General features: G+C 72.0%; 14 protein-coding genes. 3 read left to right on the plus strand and 11 right to left on the minus strand.

Annotation, left to right across the window (positions count from 1 at the left end; all coding sequences use genetic code 11):
• Positions 1-6: 6 nt before the first annotated feature.
• Positions 7-1,188 carry a GDSL-type esterase/lipase family protein gene (locus ACWDVB_RS36705; protein ID WP_451519302.1) on the minus strand — a complete coding sequence of 394 codons (1,182 nt, stop codon included), beginning with the start codon at positions 1,186-1,188 and terminating at the stop codon, positions 7-9.
• A gap of 104 nt (positions 1,189-1,292) precedes the next feature.
• On the opposite strand from ACWDVB_RS36705, the gene ACWDVB_RS36710 reads away from it, so the two are divergent.
• Entirely contained in the window at positions 1,293-1,694 is a 402-nt protein-coding gene (locus tag ACWDVB_RS36710) for a hypothetical protein (protein ID WP_451519301.1), read from the plus strand.
• Here ACWDVB_RS36710 and ACWDVB_RS36715 read toward each other — a convergent pair.
• From ACWDVB_RS36715 to ACWDVB_RS36740, 6 genes are all read right to left on the minus strand, one after another.
• Positions 1,684-3,141, minus strand: a complete 1,458-nt coding sequence (locus ACWDVB_RS36715) for a lysine N(6)-hydroxylase/L-ornithine N(5)-oxygenase family protein (RefSeq protein WP_451519300.1) — start codon at positions 3,139-3,141, stop codon at positions 1,684-1,686. The genes ACWDVB_RS36710 and ACWDVB_RS36715 overlap by 11 nt on opposite strands.
• A gap of 53 nt (positions 3,142-3,194) precedes the next feature.
• On the minus strand, positions 3,195-4,589 hold the full coding sequence (locus ACWDVB_RS36720; protein WP_451519299.1) for a pyridoxal phosphate-dependent decarboxylase family protein: 1,395 nt from the start codon (positions 4,587-4,589) through the stop codon (positions 3,195-3,197).
• A gap of 162 nt (positions 4,590-4,751) precedes the next feature.
• On the minus strand, positions 4,752-5,606 hold the full coding sequence (locus ACWDVB_RS36725; RefSeq protein ID WP_451519298.1) for an NAD(P)H-binding protein: 855 nt from the start codon (positions 5,604-5,606) through the stop codon (positions 4,752-4,754).
• A 145-nt stretch (positions 5,607-5,751) separates the two neighbouring features.
• Positions 5,752-8,283, minus strand: a complete 2,532-nt coding sequence (gene pepN / locus ACWDVB_RS36730; RefSeq protein WP_451519297.1) for an aminopeptidase N — start codon at positions 8,281-8,283, stop codon at positions 5,752-5,754.
• Between the two features lie 83 nt (positions 8,284-8,366).
• A complete protein-coding gene (locus tag ACWDVB_RS36735; RefSeq protein ID WP_451519296.1) occupies positions 8,367-8,711 on the minus strand; it encodes a chorismate mutase in 345 nt (114 codons plus the stop codon).
• Between the two features lie 28 nt (positions 8,712-8,739).
• Positions 8,740-9,648, minus strand: a complete 909-nt coding sequence (locus ACWDVB_RS36740) for a helix-turn-helix domain-containing protein (RefSeq protein WP_451519295.1) — start codon at positions 9,646-9,648, stop codon at positions 8,740-8,742.
• 144 nt (positions 9,649-9,792) lie between these two features.
• Here ACWDVB_RS36740 and ACWDVB_RS36745 point away from each other — a divergent pair, with 144 nt between their 5' ends.
• The gene (locus ACWDVB_RS36745; RefSeq protein WP_451519294.1) at positions 9,793-11,571 is read left to right on the plus strand and encodes a glycoside hydrolase family 35 protein; all 1,779 of its coding nucleotides are present in this window, start codon (positions 9,793-9,795) and stop codon (positions 11,569-11,571) included.
• Between the two features lie 23 nt (positions 11,572-11,594).
• Here the strand turns inward: ACWDVB_RS36745 and ACWDVB_RS36750 are convergent, their stop codons facing one another.
• Together ACWDVB_RS36750 and ACWDVB_RS36755 are read right to left on the minus strand one after the other, a co-directional pair.
• Positions 11,595-14,708, minus strand: a complete 3,114-nt coding sequence (locus ACWDVB_RS36750) for an endo-alpha-N-acetylgalactosaminidase family protein (RefSeq protein ID WP_451519293.1) — start codon at positions 14,706-14,708, stop codon at positions 11,595-11,597.
• Positions 14,709-14,911: 203 nt separating this feature from the next.
• Positions 14,912-15,760 (minus strand): S1 family peptidase, encoded by an 849-nt coding sequence (locus ACWDVB_RS36755; protein WP_451519292.1) that lies wholly within the window; start codon positions 15,758-15,760, stop codon positions 14,912-14,914.
• Between the two features lie 229 nt (positions 15,761-15,989).
• Here ACWDVB_RS36755 and ACWDVB_RS36760 point away from each other — a divergent pair, with 229 nt between their 5' ends.
• A complete protein-coding gene (locus ACWDVB_RS36760) occupies positions 15,990-16,901 on the plus strand; it encodes a hypothetical protein (protein WP_451519291.1) in 912 nt (303 codons plus the stop codon).
• Here ACWDVB_RS36760 and ACWDVB_RS36765 read toward each other — a convergent pair.
• Together ACWDVB_RS36765 and ACWDVB_RS36770 are read right to left on the minus strand one after the other, a co-directional pair.
• On the minus strand, positions 16,898-17,755 hold the full coding sequence (locus ACWDVB_RS36765; RefSeq protein ID WP_451519290.1) for a pentapeptide repeat-containing protein: 858 nt from the start codon (positions 17,753-17,755) through the stop codon (positions 16,898-16,900). The genes ACWDVB_RS36760 and ACWDVB_RS36765 overlap by 4 nt on opposite strands.
• A gap of 646 nt (positions 17,756-18,401) precedes the next feature.
• Positions 18,402-19,988, minus strand: a complete 1,587-nt coding sequence (locus ACWDVB_RS36770; protein ID WP_451517915.1) for a DEAD/DEAH box helicase — start codon at positions 19,986-19,988, stop codon at positions 18,402-18,404.
• Between the last annotated feature and the right edge of the window lie 88 nt (positions 19,989-20,076).

The raw sequence follows: 20,076 nt of genomic DNA on the forward strand, positions 1-20,076 counted from the left end.
CAGGGCCTACAGTTTCAGGCTCGCGAGGTCGACGGTGTCGGCGAGGGCCTGGGCGCCGGCGTCGTTGACGTGCAGGCCGTCGCCGCTGTCGTAGTCGTCGCGGATCCGGTCGGGGTCGGCGGGGTCCGCGACGGCGGCGGCGAAGTCGGCGTAGGCGTCGAAGGGGCTGTCGGTGCCGCGGATCCAGTCGTTGACCTCGCGGGCGACGGCGATGCCTTCGGGGGTGGCGTACCCCTCGAAGATGGTGTCCTTGTAGGGGCCGACGGTGGTGCTGATCGCGGTGAGGCCCGCGGTGTGGATGCGGTCGGCGAGTGCGGTGAGGCCCGCGATGAGGTCGGCGGCGGTGGGGATGGGTGCGGGGTCGGGGTAGGCCTCCTGGCCGGGGATGCCGAGGTCGTTGAGGCCGAAGTGGATCAGTACGTGGGTGACGCCGGGTATGTCGAGGGCTTCGCGGTCCAGGCGGGCGAGGGCGTGTTCGCCGATCTCGTCGGTGAGGAGGCGGTTGGCGGACAGTCCTTGGTTGACGACCCAGCCGTCGCTGCCGGCGTCGCGCAGGCGCTGGTTGAGCAGGTCGGGGAAGCGGCGGTCGGTGTCGGTCGTGGTGCCGGTGCCCTCGAACCAGGAGTCTCCGAAGGCGACGGCGATGCGGGTGCCCGCGGGGGCGAGGACGTCGGCGCCGCTGATGAAGTGGCGGGTGGCGAGTTCCTCCAGGGCTTCGGCTCCGTCGAGGGTGGGTGCGGTGAGGGCGTTGCCGGGGACGGTGTAGCCGGTGCGCAGGGGGACGGCGGAGTAGGTGGCGAGGCCGGTGTCGTCGGGGAGCCAGAGGGTGAGGGCGAGTTCGTCGCCTGCGGCCACGGCGCGTTCGACGGGGTCGCTGATGATTTCCTCGCCGACGGGGATGGTGAAGTCTTCGGCGCCGTCGAAGCGGAGCGGGGTGTCGCTGTCGGCTTTGATGCCGCTTCCTTCGGTGCGTCTGGCGAGGCGGGCGCCGCCGATGTGGAGGGGTTCCTTGCCGTAGCGGTTGGTGAGGCGGATGCGGAGGGCGCTGCCGCCGCCGTCGAGGCGGATGATCTGGCGGAGGGTCTGGGCGGAGAAGGAGCGGAGTTCGAAGAGGTCGATGCTCTCGTGGGGGCTGACGAGGGCGGAGCGGAAGGCTGCGGTCCAGGAGGCCGTGGTTTCGGTGGTCATGGTCGTCTGAACAGGGCGGGCGGGGCCGGTATTTCGTCGGGCGGCGATTTTCGGGCGGGAATATTCGGCGGCGCGGCCGCGCTTGGCGGCGGACAATTCCGTTCATGCATACCGAACTTGCCGCCGTGTTCGACCCGGTGCTCCGCGATCTTTGGGCCACGTGTGCGGTGCGCCCCGTTGTCCGGGAGGAGCGGGATGACCAGATCGGGGAGTTGGTCATGTTGTACGGGCCGGATGGTTCGGGTGCGGGGCTCGTCGCGCGTGTCGGTGCGGGTGTGGCCGAGCGGATGGCGGACTTCGCGGATCAGGCTCAGGACTGGGCGGTCGAGGCGCTGTGTGCGCAGTCGCGGCCCGCCGTGTGGCCGGAGTGTCCCGCGCACCCCGACTCGCATCCGTTGGCGGCCGGGGTGGTGAAGGGCGTGGAGGGGGTCGCGGTGTGGTCGTGTCCGCGGTCCGGGCGTGTGGTGGCGCCGGTCGGTGAGCTGGGCGGGGCGGTCAGCTCTTGAGGTGTACGAGGTTTCCGCGCTGTTCGCCGATGCGGCCGTTGGCGCCGGTGTGCCGTTCGGGGGTCTGGAGGCCGAAGCTGGTGAACGCGGTGCGCTGGGGCAGGACGTAAGGGGTTCTGCCGGTGAGGGAGTTGAGGATGGTGGCGCTGCGCCAGGCGGCGAGGCCGAGGTCGGGGGCGCCGACGCCGTGGGTGTGGCGTTCGGCGTTCTGTACGTAGACGTTGCTGTCGGTGGCGGCGATGGACGGGTCGAGGACGAGGCGGTAGTGCTCGTCGACGCGGGGCCGGGCGGAGGAGTCCTTGCGGATGTAGGGGTCGAGGCCGGCGAGGAGGTGGTCGACGGGCCGTTCGCGGTAGCCGGTGGCGAGGACGACCGCGTCGGTGACGAGGCGGGAACGGGTGCCTTGCTGGAGGTGTTCGAGGTGCAGTTCGACGCGGGTGGTGGCGACGCGTCCCGCGGTGCGTACGCAGACGCCGGGGGTGAGGACGGCGTCGGGCCAGCCGCCGTGCAGGGAGCGCTGGTAGAGCTCGTCGTGGATGGCGGAGATGGTGTCGGCGTCGATGCCCTTGTGGAGCTGCCACTGCTGCGGGACGAGGCCGTCGCGGACGGCTTCGGGCAGGGCGTGGAAGTAGCGGGTGTAGTCGGGGGTGAAGTGTTCGAGGCCCAGCTTGGAGTACTCCATGGGGGCGAACGCCTCGGTGCGGGCGAGCCAGTGGATCTTCTCGTGTCCGGTGGGGCGGGCGCGCAGCAGGTCGAGGAAGATCTCGGCGCCGGACTGTCCTGAGCCGATGACGGTGATGTGTTCGGCGGCGAGCAGCGCTTCGCGGTGGTCGAGGTAGTCCGCGGAGTGGATGACGGGGACGGTGGGGGCTTCGGCGAGGGGCCTGAGGGGTCCGGGGACGTAGGGGGCGGTGCCGACGCCGAGGGCGATGTTCTTGGTGTAGGTGCGGCCGAGGGCTTCGGCTTCGCCGTCGGTGTCGAGGTGGGTGTAGTCGACTTCGAAGAGGTCGCGTTCGGGGTTCCAGCGCACGGCGTCGACCTGGTGGCCGAAGTGGAGTCCGGGGAGGTTCTCGCTGACCCAGCGGCAGTAGGCGTCGTACTCGGCGCGCTGGATGTGGAAGCGCTCGGCGAAGTAGAAGGGGAAGAGGCGCTCGCGGGCCTTGAGGTAGCTGAGGAAGGACCAGGGGCTCGCGGGGTCGGCGAGGGTGACGAGGTCGGCGAGGAAGGGCACTTGGAGGGTGGTGCCGTCGATGAGGAGGCCGGGGTGCCATTGGAACTCGCGGCGCTGTTCGAAGAAGACGGTGTCGAGTTCGCCGAGGGGCTGGGCGAGGGCGGCGAGGGAGAGGTTGAACGGGCCGATGCCGATGCCGACGAGGTCGCGGGGGTCTTCGGGGGTGGTGGGCGGCTGGGCCTGGGGGGTTGGGTGGTGGCCGGGTGCGTCGGGCATGCGGGGTGGTCCTTCCAGGGGGTGGGGAGGGGGGCGGCCGTCGGATCGGGGAGTCACGACTGACGAATGTCGGACTTCTCGGTGATGAGTCCGAGGAGTGCGGTGAGGTCGTCGGGCCGGGTGTGCGGGTTGAGGAGGGTGGCCTTGAGCCATCTGCGGCCGTCGAGGTCGGCGCGGCCGAGTACGGCGGTGCCTTCGGTGAGCAGTCGCCGTCGTACGTGGGCGATGTGGGTGTCGTCGGCGTCGGTGGGCCGGAACAGGACGGTGCTGATGGTGGGCGCGTCGTGGAGCTCGAAGCGGGGGTCGGCTTCGATCAGGTCTGCGAACCGCCGCGCCGCCTCGCAGACCTGGTCGACCAGCGCGCCGAGTCCTTGTCGGCCGAGGGCTTTGAGGGTGACGGCGATCTTGAGTACGTCGGGGCGGCGCGTGGTGCGCAGGGAGCGGCCGAGGAGGTCGGGCAGGCCGGCGTCGGTGTCGTCGTCGGCGTTGAGGTAGTCGGCGCGGTGGGTGAGGGCGGCGAGGTCGTGGGGGTCGCGGACGGCGAGGAGGCCGGCCGCGGCGGGCTGCCAGCCGAGTTTGTGCAGGTCGAGGGTGACGGTGTCGGCGCGGTCGATGCCGCGCAGGAGTTTCTTGCGTACGTCGCTGAAGAGGAGTCCCGCGCCGTATGCGGCGTCGATGTGGAGTCGGGCGCCGTGGGTGGCGCAGAGGGCGGCGATGTCGTCGAGGGGGTCGATGAGTCCGGCGTCGGTGGTTCCCGCTGTGGCGGCGACGAGGGGTGCGCCTTGGGGGCCGTCGAGTTCGGTGAGGGCCTTGGAGAGGGCCGCGGGGTCGAGGGTGCCGGTGGGGGTGGGCACGGTGACCGGGGCGGGCAGGCCGAGGAGCCAGGCGGCGCGGGCCAGGGAGTGGTGGGCGTTCGCGCCGACGACGAGGCGGACGGGGCCTTGGGTGGTGGGGGTCTCGCGGGCGAGGAGCAGGGCGAGCTGGTTGGACTCGGTGCCGCCGGTGGTGATGAGGGCGTCCGCGTCGGCGTGGATCTCGGCGGCGATCGCGCGGGTGACGAGGGCTTCGAGCGCGGAGGCGGCGGGTGCCTGGTCCCAGGAGTCCATGGAGGGGTTGAGCGCGGAGGCGGCCAGGTCGGCGGCGGCGGCGACGGCGAGCGGCGGGCAGTGCAGATGGGCGGCGCACAGCGGGTGTGCGGGGTCGGCGGCGCCTTCGGTGAGGGTGTGGACGAGGGTGCGCAGAGCCGCTTCGGGGCCCGCGCCGCGGTCGGGCAGGACGGGCTCGGCGGCGGTGCGGACCCGGTCGGTGACGGCTTGGGGGCCGCCGGCGGGGAGGGGGCCGCCGCGGGCGGCGGCCCCGGTGCTCAGGGCGTCGAGGGTGGCCGCGAGCAACGGCCGCAGGGCGTCGGGGCCGTGGGTGCCTCCGGCGAGGGGCGGCGGGGTGCTCATGGGGGTGTCCTTCGGGTGTGCGCGTACAGGGACACCAGCCTGTACGTCACATGAGCGGCGTGCCCGAATACTTCGGCGATCCGAACCCGAAAGTGGTACTGCCGTGCGGTGAAAACGTGTCGGTGCGGCGCGGGGTGCTAGGCGCCGCGTGGGCCCTGCGGTTCAGGGGCGGAAGTCGTCCTTGTGGTCGTGTGCCCACTGCGCGAACGTGCGGGCCGGTTTGCCGGTGACGGTCTGGACGGTGGTGGTGATCTCCGGTTCGACGCCGACGGCTTCGGCGAAGGAGGCGAGGATGGCGGGGAGCATCTGGGGCGGGACGTGCGGGAAGAGTTCGGGGCCGACTTCCTCGGGCGGTACGTCGATGAAGCGCAGGGTGCGGCCGAGGGCGGCGCCGATGGTGTGTATCTGCTCCTCGGTGGTGACGGCTTCGGGCCCGGTGAGGCGGTGGACGGCGCCGTCGTGTCCGTCGTCGAGGAGGGTGCGGGCGGCGACGGCGGCGATGTCGGCCTCGTGGATGGGGGCGGTGACGGCTCCGGGGAAGGGTCCGCGGACGGTGTCGCCGACGCGGACCTGGGGTGCCCACTGGAGGGAGTTGGTGGCGAAGGCGTTGGGGCGCAGGAAGGTCCGGCCGAGGCCGCTCTCCGTCACACGTGCTTCGAGCTCGGCGTGTGCGACGTGGATGGGGTGGCTGGTGTCGGCGCCGTCCTCGATGATGCCGGACGAGAGGACGGTGACGTGGCGGACGCCGCCGGCGCGGGCGGCTTCGAGCAGCGCGGTGGTGTGTGCGCCGGCGGCCTGGAGGTGCAGGAAGAGACCTGTGGCGCCGTCGAACAGCGGGGCGAGGTCGGTGGGTTCGGGCCGGTCGCCGGAGAGGTCGAGGCGGGCGATCTGGGTGGTGGCGGGGAGGCCGGCTCGCTCCGGGGCGCGGGTGAGGGCGCGTACGGGGGCTTGTTCGGCGGTGAGCTGGGTGACGAGGGCGCGGCCCACGTTTCCGGTGGCTCCGGTCACGACGATCACGGGGGGCTCCTTCTGGTCCTGGTGGCGGCCGTACCGGCGGGCCCGGCCGGGCTGTTGTTCGAGCCTAGGCCGGTCGCGCCGGGTGCCGGATCGTCGTTTGGGACCAGTGGGCGTAGGGCTGGGGACCTACGCCCGCAGACCTGCGTCAGCCCTTGTCCGCTCCCTGGCGGACGCGCAGAGCCCGCGCCAGGTCGTCGAGTTGGTCGGTGAATTTGCGGCGCAGGGCGGGGATCGGGTCGGCGTCGCGCAGGCAGCGTTCGCCGAGGCGGAGCGTGTCGGCGTCGACGAAGGGGGTGGGGAAGGCCCAGTGGCCCACGACGTCAGCGATGGCGGGGCCGCGTCGGGCGGCGACGGCGACGGCGTCTTCGTAGTAGCGGGGGATGTACTCCTGGACGAGGTCGGCCTGTTCGGGCTGCCAGAAGCCTTGTGCGGTGGCTTTGAGGAGGTAGTTGGACAGCTCGTCGGAGGTGAACATCGCCTCCCACGCGCTCCTCTTGGCGGCGGCGTCGGGCAGCGAGGCCCGGCAGCGGGCGGCGCCTTCCTGGCCGGTGGCGCTGGGGTCCCTGGCCAGTTCGGCGGCGATGGCGGTTTCGTCGGTCGCGTCGAGGACGGCGAGCCGGGCGAGGACGCGCCAGCGCAGTTCGGGGTCGAGTTCGGGGCCGCCGGGCACGGTGCCTTCGGTGAGCCATGCCTGGAGGGGCGCGGCCTGGGTGGCGACGTCGATGGCGGTGCGGACGGCGGTGAGGCGCAGGCCGGGGTGGGAGCCGTCCTCGGTGCGCCGGATCAGGTCTCGGCAGAGTTCGCCGAGGGTGGCGAGGGCGGCGGGCCGTTCCTCGGGGCCGGTGTAGCGGCCGACGATGTGGGTGGTGGCGAAGGTGAGGACGCCCTGGACGATGGCGAGGTCGCTCTCCTCGGGGAGGTGGGCGAGGGCCGTCGTGAGGTAGGAGTGGCCGTCGAGTTCGCCGTCGCGGACCATGTCGCGCAGGCTGTTCCACAGGACGGCGCGGGTCAGGGCGTCGGGGACGCCGGAGATGCCGCGCAGCGCGGTCTCCTGGGAGACGTCGTCGAGGCGGATCTTGGCGTAGGTGAGGTCCTGGTCGTTGGGGACGATCAGGGCGGGGCGGCCGCCGTCGCGTGGCGTGAGGGGTTCGGTGGCGGGGATGTCGGTTTCGTAGCGCTCGCGCAGGACGAGTCCGCGGCCGCTGGAGTGGTCGTGGTCGTAGACGCCGACGGCGACGCGGTGGGGGCGGCCGCCTCCGTGGGTGTCCGTGTCGCGGTCGAGGGTGAGGGTCCACTGGCGTCCGGCGTGGACGACTTTCGAGGTGAGGGTGTCGACGCCGGTGGTGCGCAGCCAGGTCTCCGCCCAGGCGTGGACGTCGCGGTCGGTGGCGTGGGCGAGGGAGTCGATGAAGTCGGCGAGGGTGGCGTTGGCGAACTTGTGCCGTGCGAAGTGGGTGTTGATGCCGGCGAGGAAGTCCTTCTCGCCGAGCCAGGCGACGAGCTGGCGCAGGGCGCTGGCTCCCTTGGCGTAGGAGATGCCGTCGAAGTTGAGCATCGCGGACGCGGTGTCGGGCACGGCGTCGGGGGCGGGGGCGACGGGGTGGGTGGAGGGGCGTTGGTCGGCGTCGTACCCCCAGGATTTGCGGGCGACGGCGAAGTCGGTCCAGGGGTCTTTGAAGCGGGTGGCTTCGGCGGTGGTCTGGAAGCCCATGTATTCGGCGAACGACTCGTTCAGCCAGATGTCGTCCCACCAGGTGAGGGTGACGAGGTCGCCGAACCACATGTGGGCCATCTCGTGGGCGATGACCATGGCGCGGGTCTGGCGTTCGGTGTCGGTGACGGCGGAGCGGTAGATGAACTCGTCGCGGAAGGTGACGAGGCCGGGGTTCTCCATGGCGCCCGCGTTGAACTCGGGGACGAACGCCTGGTCGTAGGAGTCGAAGGGGTAGGGCTCCTCGAACTTCTCGTGGTAGCGGTCGAAGCAGGCGCGCGTGATGTCGAGGATCTCGTCGGCGTCGTCGTCCATGAAGGGCGCGAGCGAGCGGCGGCAGTGGATGCCGAAGGGCAGTCCGCGGTGTTCGGTCCGTACGGAGTGGTAGGGGCCGGCGGCGACGGCGACGAGGTAGGTGGGGATGAGCGGGGTGGTGGCGGCCCGCCAGGTGCCGCCGCCGAGGTGTTCGGTGACGCCGTTGGCGAGGACGGTCCAGGCTTCGGGGGCGGTGACGGTCAGCTCGAAGACGGCTTTGAGGTCGGGCTGGTCGAAGGCGGCGAAGACGCGCTGGACGTCTTCCATGAACAGCTGCGTGTACGTGTACGTCTCGCCGTCGCTGGGGTCGGTGAAGCGGTGCATGCCCTCGCCGGTGCGGGAGTAGCGCATCGCGGCGTCGACGCGCAGTTCGTGCTCGCCCGCGGTGAGCCCGTGGAGCGTGAGCCGGTTGTCGAGGAGGCCCGCGGGGTCGAGGGGCTGTCCGTCGAGGGTGGCGGAGCGCAGTTCGGCGGGCTTGAGCTCGACGAAGGTGGCGCCGTCGGTGCGGGCGCTGAACCGGATGACGGTTCGCGAGTCGAAGGTGTCGCCGGCGGGATCGTCCGCCTGGGTCAGGTCGAGCTCGACGGTGTACCGGTGGACATCGATGAGCTGGGCTCGGGTCTGCGCTTCGTCGCGCGTCAGTACGGGCATGGGCCCATGCTGCCCGATGGCGCGGGCCGTGGTGCGGGACGCGGGTCTCGGCGCCGCGTGCGCCGCCTTCCCCGGGGGGGGCGCTAGGAGGACTTGGCGATCGTCTCGTGGTGGCGGATCACCTCGGCGATGATGAAGTTGAGCAGCTTCTCGGCGAAGGCGGGGTCGAGTTTCGCGTTCTCGGCGAGTTGGCGCAGGCGGGCGATCTGGCGGGATTCGCGGGCGGGGTCGGCGGGTGGCAGGTGGTGGTTGGCCTTGAGGTGGCCGACCTGCTGGGTGCACTTGAAGCGTTCGGCGAGCATGTGGACCACGGCGGCGTCGATGTTGTCGATGCTGTCGCGCAGACGGGACAGCTCGGCGCGCACGGCCTCGTCCGCGCCGCCGGGGGTGGGCGCGCTGTTCGCGTCACTGGTGTGGCTGGTGTTCATGGGCCACGAGCCTACGTTGCCGGTCGGGTCACGTTGCCGGACCGGGGCCGCCCGCGGTGGAGGAGCGCAGCATCGGCGGATGGTCGGGGTCCGGTATCTGCTGTGACCAGCCGCCGGGGACGGCGCGGCCCTGCTGTTCGCGGAAGCGGACGGGGGCCGTGCCGACGCGGCGGGTGAAGAGGCGGGAGAAGTACGCCGGGTCGTCGTAGCCGACGCGGCGGGCGACGGCGGCGACGGGCAGTTCGGTGGCGGCGAGGAGTTCCTTGGCGCGGCCGAGGCGGATGCCGAGGAGGTAGTCCTTGGGGCTGCAGCCGGCGCCGCGTCGTACGGCGGTGCGCAGTTCGGCGGGTGTCATGCCGTGGCGGGCGGCGTGTTCGGCGACGGACAGGGGCTGGAAGGCGTCGCGGGCGAGGGCCTGGAGGACGGGGTCGCCGTCGGGGGCGATGTCGGCGCGGGCGCGCCGCAGGGCGACGAGGAGTTCGTGGACGGCGGCGCCGGTCTCGACTTCAAGGAGGGGGTTGCCGCGGCGGGCGGCGCGGGCGATGCGGCCGACGGCGGCGCGGGCGCCCGCCGCGTCGGAGAGCGGTACGACGGGGCGGGTGGGTTCGATGTAGCCGAGTTCGGTGTACGTGGTGGTGGCGGGGCCGGTGAAGTCGACGAAGCATTCGTCCCAGCCGGTGTCGGGGTCGGGCGCGTAGTGGTGGCGTACGCCGGGGGTGAGCCAGATCAGGGCGGGCGCGGTCACCGTCGTACGCCGTCCGTCGGGGCCGCGGAACCAGCCGCCGCCCGCGCTGATGACGACGGCGACGTGGTGGTCGAGGGTGCGGGGGCCGACGGTCGGCAGGAGGCCGTGCTGGAGGCCGACGCCGAGGCAGGCCAGGCCGAGCCGGTGGTGGGCCGGGCTGGGGGTGAAATACCGCATCCACGTGTGGTACATCCGCGTGCCCCTTCCGGTGCGGGTTCCCGTGCGGGCCGGGTTCAGGACCGCTCGCTGCGTCCAACGGGACCCGATCTTTGTCCATGGACCCCGCTGCCCGCCAGAGGTGATCGTGGGCGATCGGCAGGTGAGCGGGAGGACACGATGGACGGGTTCAGGGTCGGCGAGGACGATTTCGAGCTGGACGGGCGGCCGGTGCGGCTGCTGTCGGGCGCGCTGCACTACTTCCGGGTGCACGAGGAGCAGTGGGGGCACCGCCTGGCGATGCTGCGGGCGATGGGGCTCAACTGTGTGGAGACGTACGTCCCGTGGAACGTGCACGAGCCGCGTCCGGGTGTGTTCCGTGACGTGTCGGCGCTCGGTCGTTTCCTGGACGCGGCGCGGGAGGCGGGTCTGTGGGCGATCGTCCGCCCCGGCCCGTACATCTGTGCGGAGTGGGAGAACGGCGGGTTGCCGCACTGGCTGACGGGTGCGTTGGGGGCGCGTGTGCGGACGCGTGACGGGGAGTATCTGGCGCATGTGGAGCGCTGGTTCCGCCGTCTGCTGCGGGAGGTCGTGCCGCGCCAGCACGGCGGCCCGGACGGCGGTCGGGGCAGTGGTCCGGGCGGCGGCCCGGTGATCATGGTGCAGGTCGAGAACGAGTACGGCAGCTACGGCTCGGACCAGGTGTATCTGCGCCGCCTCGCCGACCTGCTGCGCGCCGAGGGCGTACGGGTGCCGCTGTTCACCTCGGACGGGCCCGAGGACCACATGCTGACCGGCGGTTCGATCCCCGGTGTCCTGGCGACGGCGAACTTCGGCTCGGGGGCGCGGTCCGGCTTCGGGACGTTGCGCGCGCACCGGCCGAAGGGGCCGCTGATGTGCATGGAGTTCTGGTGCGGCTGGTTCGACCACTGGGGCGCGGACCATGTCGTACGGGATGCAGGCGATGCCGCGGCGGCGCTCCGCGAGATCCTGGAGTGCGGGGCTTCGGTGAACGTCTACATGGCGCACGGCGGCACGAACTTCGCGGGCTGGGCGGGTGCCAACCGGGGTGGCGGCGCGCTGCACGACGGGCCGCTGGAGCCGGACGTCACGTCGTACGACTACGACGCGCCGATCGACGAGTCCGGCCGCCCCACGGCGAAGTTCTGGCGCTTCCGGGAGGTCCTGGCGGAGTACGCGTCCGGGCCCCTGCCCGAGCCACCCCCACCCCTCCCGGTGCTCGGCTCCCCCACGTCGGCGTCCCTCACGGACTGGTCGCCGCTGGACACGGTCCTGGAGCGCCTCGGCACCCCGGAAGCGGAATATGCCGTACCGCCCACCTTCGAAGAGCTCGACGTGGACCGGGGCCTGGTGCGCTACGCCGTCACGGTGCCGGGCCCGCGCGAGCCGTACCCGCTGGGCGTGCGGGGTCTGCGCGATCTGGCGGTCGTGTACGTGGACGGGGAGCGGGCCGGTGTCCTGACCGAGGCGGAACCCGTCCTGGAGACGCCCGTGGCCGGGCACGCGCGCGTGGAGCTGTGGGTGGAGTCGCTGGGCCGGGTCAACTACGGGCCGCGCACGGGCGAGCCCAAGGGGATCACGGGAGGAATCCTGCACGAGCGGCAGTACCTGCACGGGGTGCGGGCGCGGGGCCTGCGGCTCGACGCGTTCGACGCGGCGGACGCGGTGCGCGGCGTCCCCGCCGCCGGTGCGGGGCGGGGGCGCCCCGGTTTGTACCGCGGCGCGCTGTACGTCCAGGGGGCGGGCGACGCCCGTCTGGAGCTGCCCGGCTGGACGCGCGGGTTCGTGTGGGTGAACGGCTTCAACCTGGGCCGCTACTGGTCGGTGGGCCCGCAGACGTCGCTGTACGTACCGGGGCCGGTGCTGCGAGAGGGCGCGAACGAGGTGTGGGTGCTGGAGCTGGAGGGGGCAGAGGGGGCGGAGGTCACGCTGTCCTAAGGCCGCACTGCCCCCGGGGCCGCTCAGATCTCGGTCACCTCGAACGCGTCGAGGACGAACTCCGCCGTGCCGTCGCCACCGGTCTTGCGCAGACCGACCCAGGCCTCCCCCTCGGCGGGGGCCGTGAACTCGTAGGTGAGCGTGGTGGGCTCCGTGGCCACGGGAAGGTCCTTGCGGTCCGTCTCGCGGGGCGCGGGGGCGTCGACGGCGGTGATCCAGGCGTACTGGCCGGCCTTCTCGTTCTCGTAGCGGAAGGAGACGCGGTAGCGCCCGCCTGCGGTGAAGCGGACGGTGTGCGGCACGGTGCGGTAGACGAGGCCGGTGTTCTCGCCGCGCGACTTCAGGGAGTTGGTGCCGTCGATGACGTCGTCGATCGCCTTGCCGTTCCAGCCGCGCTGGGTGTACGGGGCGTGGCGCTGGGCGATGTGGGTGCGCGGGTCGGTGGCTCCCCCCGCGTCGCCCTTCACGAAGGGGCCCCAGCCCTGCGGGACGTGCTCGAAGTCCTCGTGGACGAGGGTGGAGCGGGGCCGCTTCACCGTCACGGGGCGGGCGGCGACGACGCGTACGTTGTCGAAGCGCACGCGCGCGTGGCCCGCTTCGGCGCGCAGGGTCAGCTCGGCGGTGCCGCCGCCCTCGGGGACGGTGAAGCAGGTGAACATGCGCTGGAAGCGGGTGCCGTGCTTGCGGTCGGCGGCGACGTGGTTGCCCGCGGTGGACGTCTCGGTGAAGTTGGCCGCGGTGACCCCGTCGGCGGTCCGCACCTCCAGGGAGGCCCTGCGCCGCTCCCCCGCCTTCTCGCCGACCTCGACCTGCACGGACGCGGCGTACGTACCGGCCTTGAGGCGGGCGAGCCGCTGCCCGACGGATGCCGCGCCGCCCGCGGAGATGACCAGCTCCGGGTCGCCGAGCGCGCTGAGCTCCACGGTGGCGGGCCCGCTGACCTTCCACCCTTTGAGGGTGCCGGAGTGGAAGCCGGGGTCGTGCAGCGGGGTGCCCTGCCCCCACTTCGGGTCGGGGAGGGCGGCGGCACGCTCGCGGTAGAGGACGTAGGGCTGCTTCGGCTCGGCCTCGATGGTGACTTCTCCGCCCGCTACGGAGACGTACGACTCGAAGACGCGCCCCTGGTCGGTGAGCCGGTACAGGGCGACGCGCGAGCGCCGCGCCCACGCGCGTGGGAGCTGCCAACTGCTGCTGCCACCGGACGGGTTGTAGTGGTACAGCTTGGCGGGATCGGTCGCCTTGCGGGGCTCCCAGGGGAGCAGGTAGCGGCCGTCTTCGTAGACGACGTGTCCGTCGGTGGTGATGCGCCGCTTGCCTCCGGAGGCATCGGACACGGCCGTCCTCGTGGGGCCGAAGAAGGTGATCTCGTGCTCGTCCCATGTCTTGACCGGGTACGCCTGGAGGTACTTGGCGGGCAGCGAGTGCGTCCAGATCAGTTCGTAGAAGGCGTGCCAGTCGGTCTTGCCGACCCAGCCCTCGAAGTTGCCCATGCGGGCGATGCCGAGGAGCGTGGGCCACTTGTCGGCGAAGACGTCCTTCTGGTGGTTGCGGACGAAGCGGATCAGGCGCGAGTTGATGCCGCGCGAGGTGTCGCCGCCGTAGTCGGGCTCGGTGGCCCAGTGCGACCAGACGGCGGAGCGTTCGAAGCCGTGGCCCCACTCGGTGGTGACGGTCCAGCCCTGCTCGCGCAGCGCCCGCTGGAGGCGGTCGGAGGTCCAGCCGGACTCGCGGAACACGTCGATGTAGAGGGCGTTCAGGCCGGGGTCGGTCTGGGCGCGCAGATCGGCGAAGCGCTTGACGATGTCCCCGGAGACCAGGTCGCGGCGCTGGTCGATGCGGTAGCTCTGGTCGAGCCAGTCCCACTGCTCGTTGGTCTTGTCGACGAGCTTCTCGGAGAAGGCGTTGGCGACGGGATAGGACTCGGTGGCGTTGACGTGCACGCCGAAGTCGCTGTTCCACTTCATTCCCTCGTGGACGAGGGTGTTGAGGTCCGTCAGGCCGCCCGCGCGGGTGTTGTAGTTGTCCGCGTAGTCGGGGTGGGCGGAGTCGTGGCCCTCGGACTGATAGCCCTTGAGGAGCGTGTACTGGCGCAGCCCGTCGGTGGCCAGGTGGATCCGCTTGACGTTGTCGAGGGTGGCCAGGAACGGGTTGGTGGCCTGCGAGGCGAAGTTGAACGGGATGTGCGGGACGACCCGCAGATGCTGCTCGTCGGCGCCGATCGGGTCGACCATGATGTCGCGCAGCGCGATGGCGGCGTCCTGCCAGTCGACCTTGCCGTCGCCGTTGCGGTCGCCGGTGATGACGACGGTGGCGTACGGGAGGGGTTCGGTGGCGTCGACGGGCGCGGTCGCGGCGCGGTGGGTCCACTGTCCGGGAGTCAACCGGGCCTCTACGTAGTCGGCGTTCTCGGTGGGTCGCACCGTCTTGCGCCACAGGCGGCCGTTCTCCCAGGTGGTACCGGCCGCGGAGGTGGGCTTGTCGTAGACGGTGTTCGTCTCGATCGCCCCGCCGAGCCTGTCGTGCGCGACGACGGCGTACGCGCATCCGACGGGCGCCTCGGCGGGTGTGTCCTTGCCCGGTCGGACCAGGGTGTCGCCGCTCTTGGCCTTGTCGAGCTGCACCTTGGCGGCGAGGAGGGCGGCGCCGGGCTGGTCGTCGCGCACGGACAGCAGGGCGAGCCCGGGAATCCGCAGGGTGCCGATCCGCAGCGCGTCGGTGTCCGCGATCTCCGTGACGCGCCAGTGGACCTGGTGTCCCTCGACGGTGATCTCGACATCGATGCGGGTGCCGCCGTCGAAGGCGAGTACGTACGAGATGCGGGACCCCCGGTCCGCCGACGCGGTGACCGTCGGTGTGTGCTCGGCCTCGTCGATGAGGACGGTGGTGACGGCGTCCGAGCGGCCGTGCAGGACGGCGCCGCTCGCGCGGTCGGTGTACGAGACGACGCGCGGGAAGTCGCCGGCGACGCGTACCTCCAGGTGGCGTGAGCGCAGGACCACCTCGGTGGGCAGCGGCTCGGCGGGGCCTGCCTCGGCGTACGCGCTGGAGCCCACTCCGAGGGCGGCCCCCACCCCGGTGATCACACCGGTGGCGACGACGGCTCTGCGGCTCGGTCCGGACGTGTCTGACGGCAGCATGCGGCACCCTCCATGGGGACGGAATTGGTGCCGATCACGATGCGCCGGGCGGGACGACGCGCCTATGGACAAAGGAGGGACAGGTCTTGGACTTACCTACGGAAGCGGAGCCGGAGTGGCTGCGGGAGCGGAGCCGGAAGTGGATGCGGAAGCGGGGCGCCCACGGTGACCGTGGACGCCCCGCACCGGTGCGGCGGGGGACGTCAGAGTCCCGCCGCCGCCCTCTCTATGTCCGCGGCGAACGTCGACACCTCGGTGTAGACGCCGGGGAACTTCGGCCGCGCGCAGCCGTTGCCCCAGCTGACGATGCCCACCTGGATGTACGCGCCGGCCTCGTCCTTGCGGAACATGGGGCCGCCCGAGTCGCCCTGGCAGGTGTCGATGCCGCCCTGGGCGAGGTTGCCGGCGCAGATCTCCTCGCCTGGCGTGAGGTCGCTGCCGTACGCGGCCTTGCAGTCGGCGTCGCTGACGAACGGAACGGTCGCCTTGAGGAGGTAGCGCTGCTGGGCGCCGCCTTCCCTGTTGGCGCCCCAGCCCGCGACGGTGAAGTCGCCCTTGTTGTACTTGGTGTCCTTGGCGATCTTCAGCGTCGGCAGGTCGATCGGCTTCGCCAGTTTGATGAGCGCCCAGTCCTTGCCCTTGCCGTTGTAGCCGGGGGCCTGGAGGACCTTGGTGGACTTCACCTTGATCGCGGAGGGGCTCCGCAGGTCCACGACGCCGGCGGTGGCGGTGATGCTCGTGTTGTTGCCGGAGCCGTCCACACAGTGGGCGGCGGTCAGCACGATGTTCTTGGCGTACAGAGCGCCGCCGCAGCCCATCGACAGACGGACCATGAACGGGAACTCGCCCTGCTTGGCGGGCGTGCCGCCGACGACACGCTCGCTGGGCTCCGGGCCCGGGTGAGGTGCCGCGGACGCGGCGACGGGCTGAAGGCTGGTGGCGAGCGCGATCGCACCGAGGGTGGCGGCTCTCTTCACTCCACGCGGCTTGGTCTTCAACTGACTTCCCTTCGCGGGGTGTTCGTGGGGGGTGGTACAACGCCCGGATGGCATGAGCCCGCCAAAGCGTTGCTGCGGATTATGGAGATCGGTGTCCGCTCACGACAAGGGGCGGTTTCCGGCCAAGGCGTGTCGCGCGGTCCACTGCCCGTCGCCGCCAACGCCCGTACAGTGGAGGCGAGTCGGGCGTCCCGGAGGGGCTTGATGAGCCTTCGTGGGGCTTGATGGGGCCTGGTGGGGCTCTCGACGGGTAGCGCGGTGGGTGACGTCAGGGGGTGTGGGCGTGACGGTCGGCGGCGGTCCTGTCGTGCACGGCTACCCCCATCTGGAGACCGTGCGCGCCGCCGTCACCGCGCTCTACAAGCGCCTTTCGTACGACACGGTCCACACCTTCGACACCAGCGTCGCCCCCGTCGACGTGGCCTTCAGCGACCAGGACGACCTGCATCTCGGCGTGCAGCGGGTGGCCCGCGAAATGGTCCGGCACCTGCGCCTGCCCGACGCCCGCGTGATCGTCAGCTTCCGCGAGATGGACCACGCCGCGTACGTCGAACTCGCCGCGGGGCCCGAGTACTTCATCGAACTCAACGACCGATTCCGCACGCACCGGCGGGACATCGGCGCGGCGCTCGCCCACGAGGTCATGCACGTGTATCTGCACCGGCTCGACCTGTCCTTCCCCGGCACCCGGGACAACGAGATCCTCACCGACACCGCCGCCGCGTACCTGGGCGCGGGCTGGCTGCTCCTGGACGCCTACCGCGAGGACGGCGCCTCCTCGCAGAAGCTCGGCTATCTCACGCCGGAGGAATTCGGATACGTCCTCGCCAAGCGGGCGCTGACGTTCGGCGAGGCGCCGGAGACATGGTTCACCAGCGCGCAGGCGTACACGGCGTACACCAAGGGGCTCGCCCAGGCCCGCCGCGACGAGCAGCAGCCGCCGCTGACGGCGGCCGGGTGGGCGGGGAAGCGGCGGTACGCGAAGGAGCGGCAGCACGCCAAGGACCGGCAGTACGCCCGGGAGCACGGGGCGGGGCCTCCGGGCGGGGCGTACTCGTTCTCGTCCGACGGGCTCGGCGCGCTGCGGGTGACGTTCGCGTGTCCTACGTGCTTCCAGCGGATCCGCGTGCCGGCGCGGGGGCGGGTGCGGGCGCGGTGCGCGCTGTGCCGGACGGTGCTGGAGTGTGACGCCTAGCGCTCTCGGGTGTCCGACCAGTGCCCGGGGCGGATGAGGGAGTCGGACAGCCGGGTGCCGTCGTCGCCCCTGGCCGCGTTCACCTGCGACTGCGTGAGGAAGAGCGCGCCGGTGAGGTCGGCGCCCCGCAGGTCCGCGTCGCGCAGGTCCGCGCCGATCAGATCGGCCGTCCGCAGATCCGCGTCGCGCAGGTCGGCGCCTATGAGGTAGGCGCCCCGCAGGTTCGCTCCCTTGAGGTCGGCGCCCTTGAGCCGGGCGCCGATGAGGTCCGCCCCTCGGCGGTCCTTCTTCTTGCCGCCACCGCCCTTGCGTACGAGTTCGCTGGTGCGCAGGAGGAGGGTGTTGACGTCCTGGCGGTGGGCGGCCACGTCGGTGTCCCTGACGGCCTCGGGGCTGCCCTGCGCGAACTGCTCGGTCTTGGCGAGGGCCTTGCGGAGGTCGGCCCGGATCGGCTTGGTCTGCGGAAGCGTGAGCGCCTCCGTCAGGTACCAGAGCAGCTCGTGGAGTTGCCGCATGATCGGGAACACCTCGAACATCTGCCGGGCGGTGGCCGGGTCCTCGCGCCAGTCGCGTCCGCGGAAGGTGTCCTGGGAGACGTGCTGGCCGGCGCCGAAGCAGTCGTACACGGTGCAGCCACGGAAGCCCTTGTCGCGCAGGTCGCGGTGGATGCCGCAGCGGAAGTCCGTCTGGAGGTTGGTGCAGGGTTTCCCGGCGTCCTTGTTGACGGCGAAGTCCGAGGACGCGGTGAAGGCGAGGGCCACGCAACAGAGCCCGAAGCAGTTGCCGCAGTCGGCGCGCAGGGCGGCGTGGCCGTCTTCGAGCAGGGTCAACGCGACGGGTTCACGCTCCGACATCGGGCGGGCTCTCCTTCTTGGTCGTGGCGGGGCGGGCATCGCCCCTGGCCTCGGCTGACGCTACGCGCTCGCCGTTGTGGGCGCGGGGCGGGCGTTGCCCCTTGGCCTCGGGCGCTGCACCTCGCCGTTGTGGGCGCGGGGCGGCTGTTGCCCCTTCGCCTCGGCTCGTGCGGTGCCTCGCCGTTGTGGGCGCGGCGCGGGCGTTGTCCCTTGGCCTCGGTTCGTGCTGTGCGCTCGCCGTTGTGGGGACGGGGTGGGTGTTGCCCCTTGGCCTCGGGCGCTGCGCCTCGCCGTTGTGGGCGCGGCGCGGGCGTTGCCCCTTCGCCTCGGCTCGTGCGGTGCCTCGCCGTTGTGGGCGCGGGGCGGGTGTTGCCCCTTGGCCTCGGCTCGTGTTGCGCCTCGCCGTTGTGGGGCGGGGCCGCGGCGGTATGTCCGTCCTCGCCATCTTGGTGTGGGCGCCTTGCTGCTGGCACCGGAGCGTTACCACTGTGCTCCGGGCGGACATACCGCCGCGTCCCCTCGGGTCGCGGCGGCGGCTGCGGCCCGTCGCCGGTGCGCCCCCGGCTCCTACTCACACATGTCCGATGCGGGGCAAACGGGTGAGTGGGTGGGAGCCGGGACAGGCGTTCAGGCACAGCGCCCAGCGTTACGCGGCGCGGCGGCCGCCCTGCGCTCCGTTGCCGGGGCGCCCGCGGCGACCGCGTCCGCCGCCGGTGGCGGTCTGGCCGCCGGGCTGGCCCTGTCGAGGGGCCCTGCGCTGGCCCTGACCGGAACCGGTAGCGGCGCCGGAGGCGGAGGCTCCGCCACGGGGGCGGCGGCGCCGCTGGGAAGAGGCCTGCGCGGGCTGCTGGGGCGCAGGCGTCTCGATGACCACCGGCACCCCCGAAGGCTCCCGCGCCCCGGTGATCCGTACGAGCTCCTCGTCGGAGGAGCTGATCCGCGCCGTACGCGGACTGATCTCCGCGTCGGACATCAGCCGCGTCATCTCCCGCTTCTCCTCGGGAAGCACGAGCGTGACGACGCTGCCGGACTCACCGGCACGGGCGGTGCGCCCGCCCCGGTGGAGGTAGTCCTTGTGGTCGGCGGGCGGGTCGATGTTCACGACGAGGTCGAGGTCGTCGACGTGGATGCCGCGCGCCGCCACGTTGGTGGCGACCAGCGCGGTGACCTGCCCGGTCTTGAACTGGTCGAGCGTACGGTTGCGCTGCGGCTGCGAGCGGCCGCCGTGCAGGCCGGAGGCCCGTACACCGTTGGCGAGGAGCCGCTTGGTGAAGCGGTCCACGGCACGCTTGGTGTCCAGGAACATGATCACGCGGCCCTCGCGGGCGGCGATCCGCATGGCGACGGCCTTCTTGTCCGTCTCGTCGGCGACGTACAGGACGTGGTGCTCCATCGTGGTGACCGCGCCCGCGGACGGGTCGACGGAGTGCACGACGGGGTCGGTGAGGAACATCCGGACGAGCCGGTCGATGTTCTTGTCCAGCGTCGCCGAGAACAGCATGGTCTGGCCGCCCCGCTCGACCTGCTTGAGCAGCGCCGTGACCTGCGGCATGAAGCCCATGTCGGCCATCTGGTCGGCCTCGTCGAGGACGGTCGTACGCACCCGCGAGAGGTCGCAGTCGCCGCGCTCGATCAGGTCCTTGAGGCGGCCGGGGGTCGCGACCAGGACCTCGGCGCCGCGGCGGAGGGTGCCGGACTGCTTGGTGATCGACATGCCGCCGACGACCGTGGCCATGCGGAGGTTCACCGATGTCGCGTACGGCGTGAGGGCGTCCGTCACCTGCTGGGCCAGTTCGCGCGTGGGGACCAGGACCATGGCGAGCGGCGACTTGGACTCGGCGCGCTGACCGGCGGTGCGGGCGAGCAGGGCGAGGCCGAAGGCGAGGGTCTTGCCGGAGCCGGTGCGTCCGCGGCCGAGGATGTCGCGGCCCGCGAGGGAGTTGGGCAGGGTGGCGGCCTGGATCGGGAAGGGCTCGGTGACGCCCTGGGCGGCCAGCGTCTTCAGGAGGGCCTCGGGCATGTCCAGGTCGCCGAAGGCCTCGACGGCGGGCAGCGCGGGCGTGACGCTCTCGGGCAGGGCGAACTCCCCGCCCTGCGCCGGCTTCGGCTTACGGCTTCCGGGCTTCTTCGCGGAGTTCGCGGAGCCCTTCGCCTGGCCGATCGGCCTGCCCTTTCCGGCTGCGTTCGCGGGCCGCTTGCGGGCGGGTCGTGCCGGTCGTTCGGAGCGGTTCATGCAGTAATGCCTTCCTGATCGCTGGACTTTCCGGACCTCTGAGCCTCTGTGCGGCTCTGGGCCCGGTAGGGCCCGATGACAGCGCAAG

The sequence above is a fragment of the Streptomyces sp. NPDC003379 genome (genome assembly GCF_053589195.1).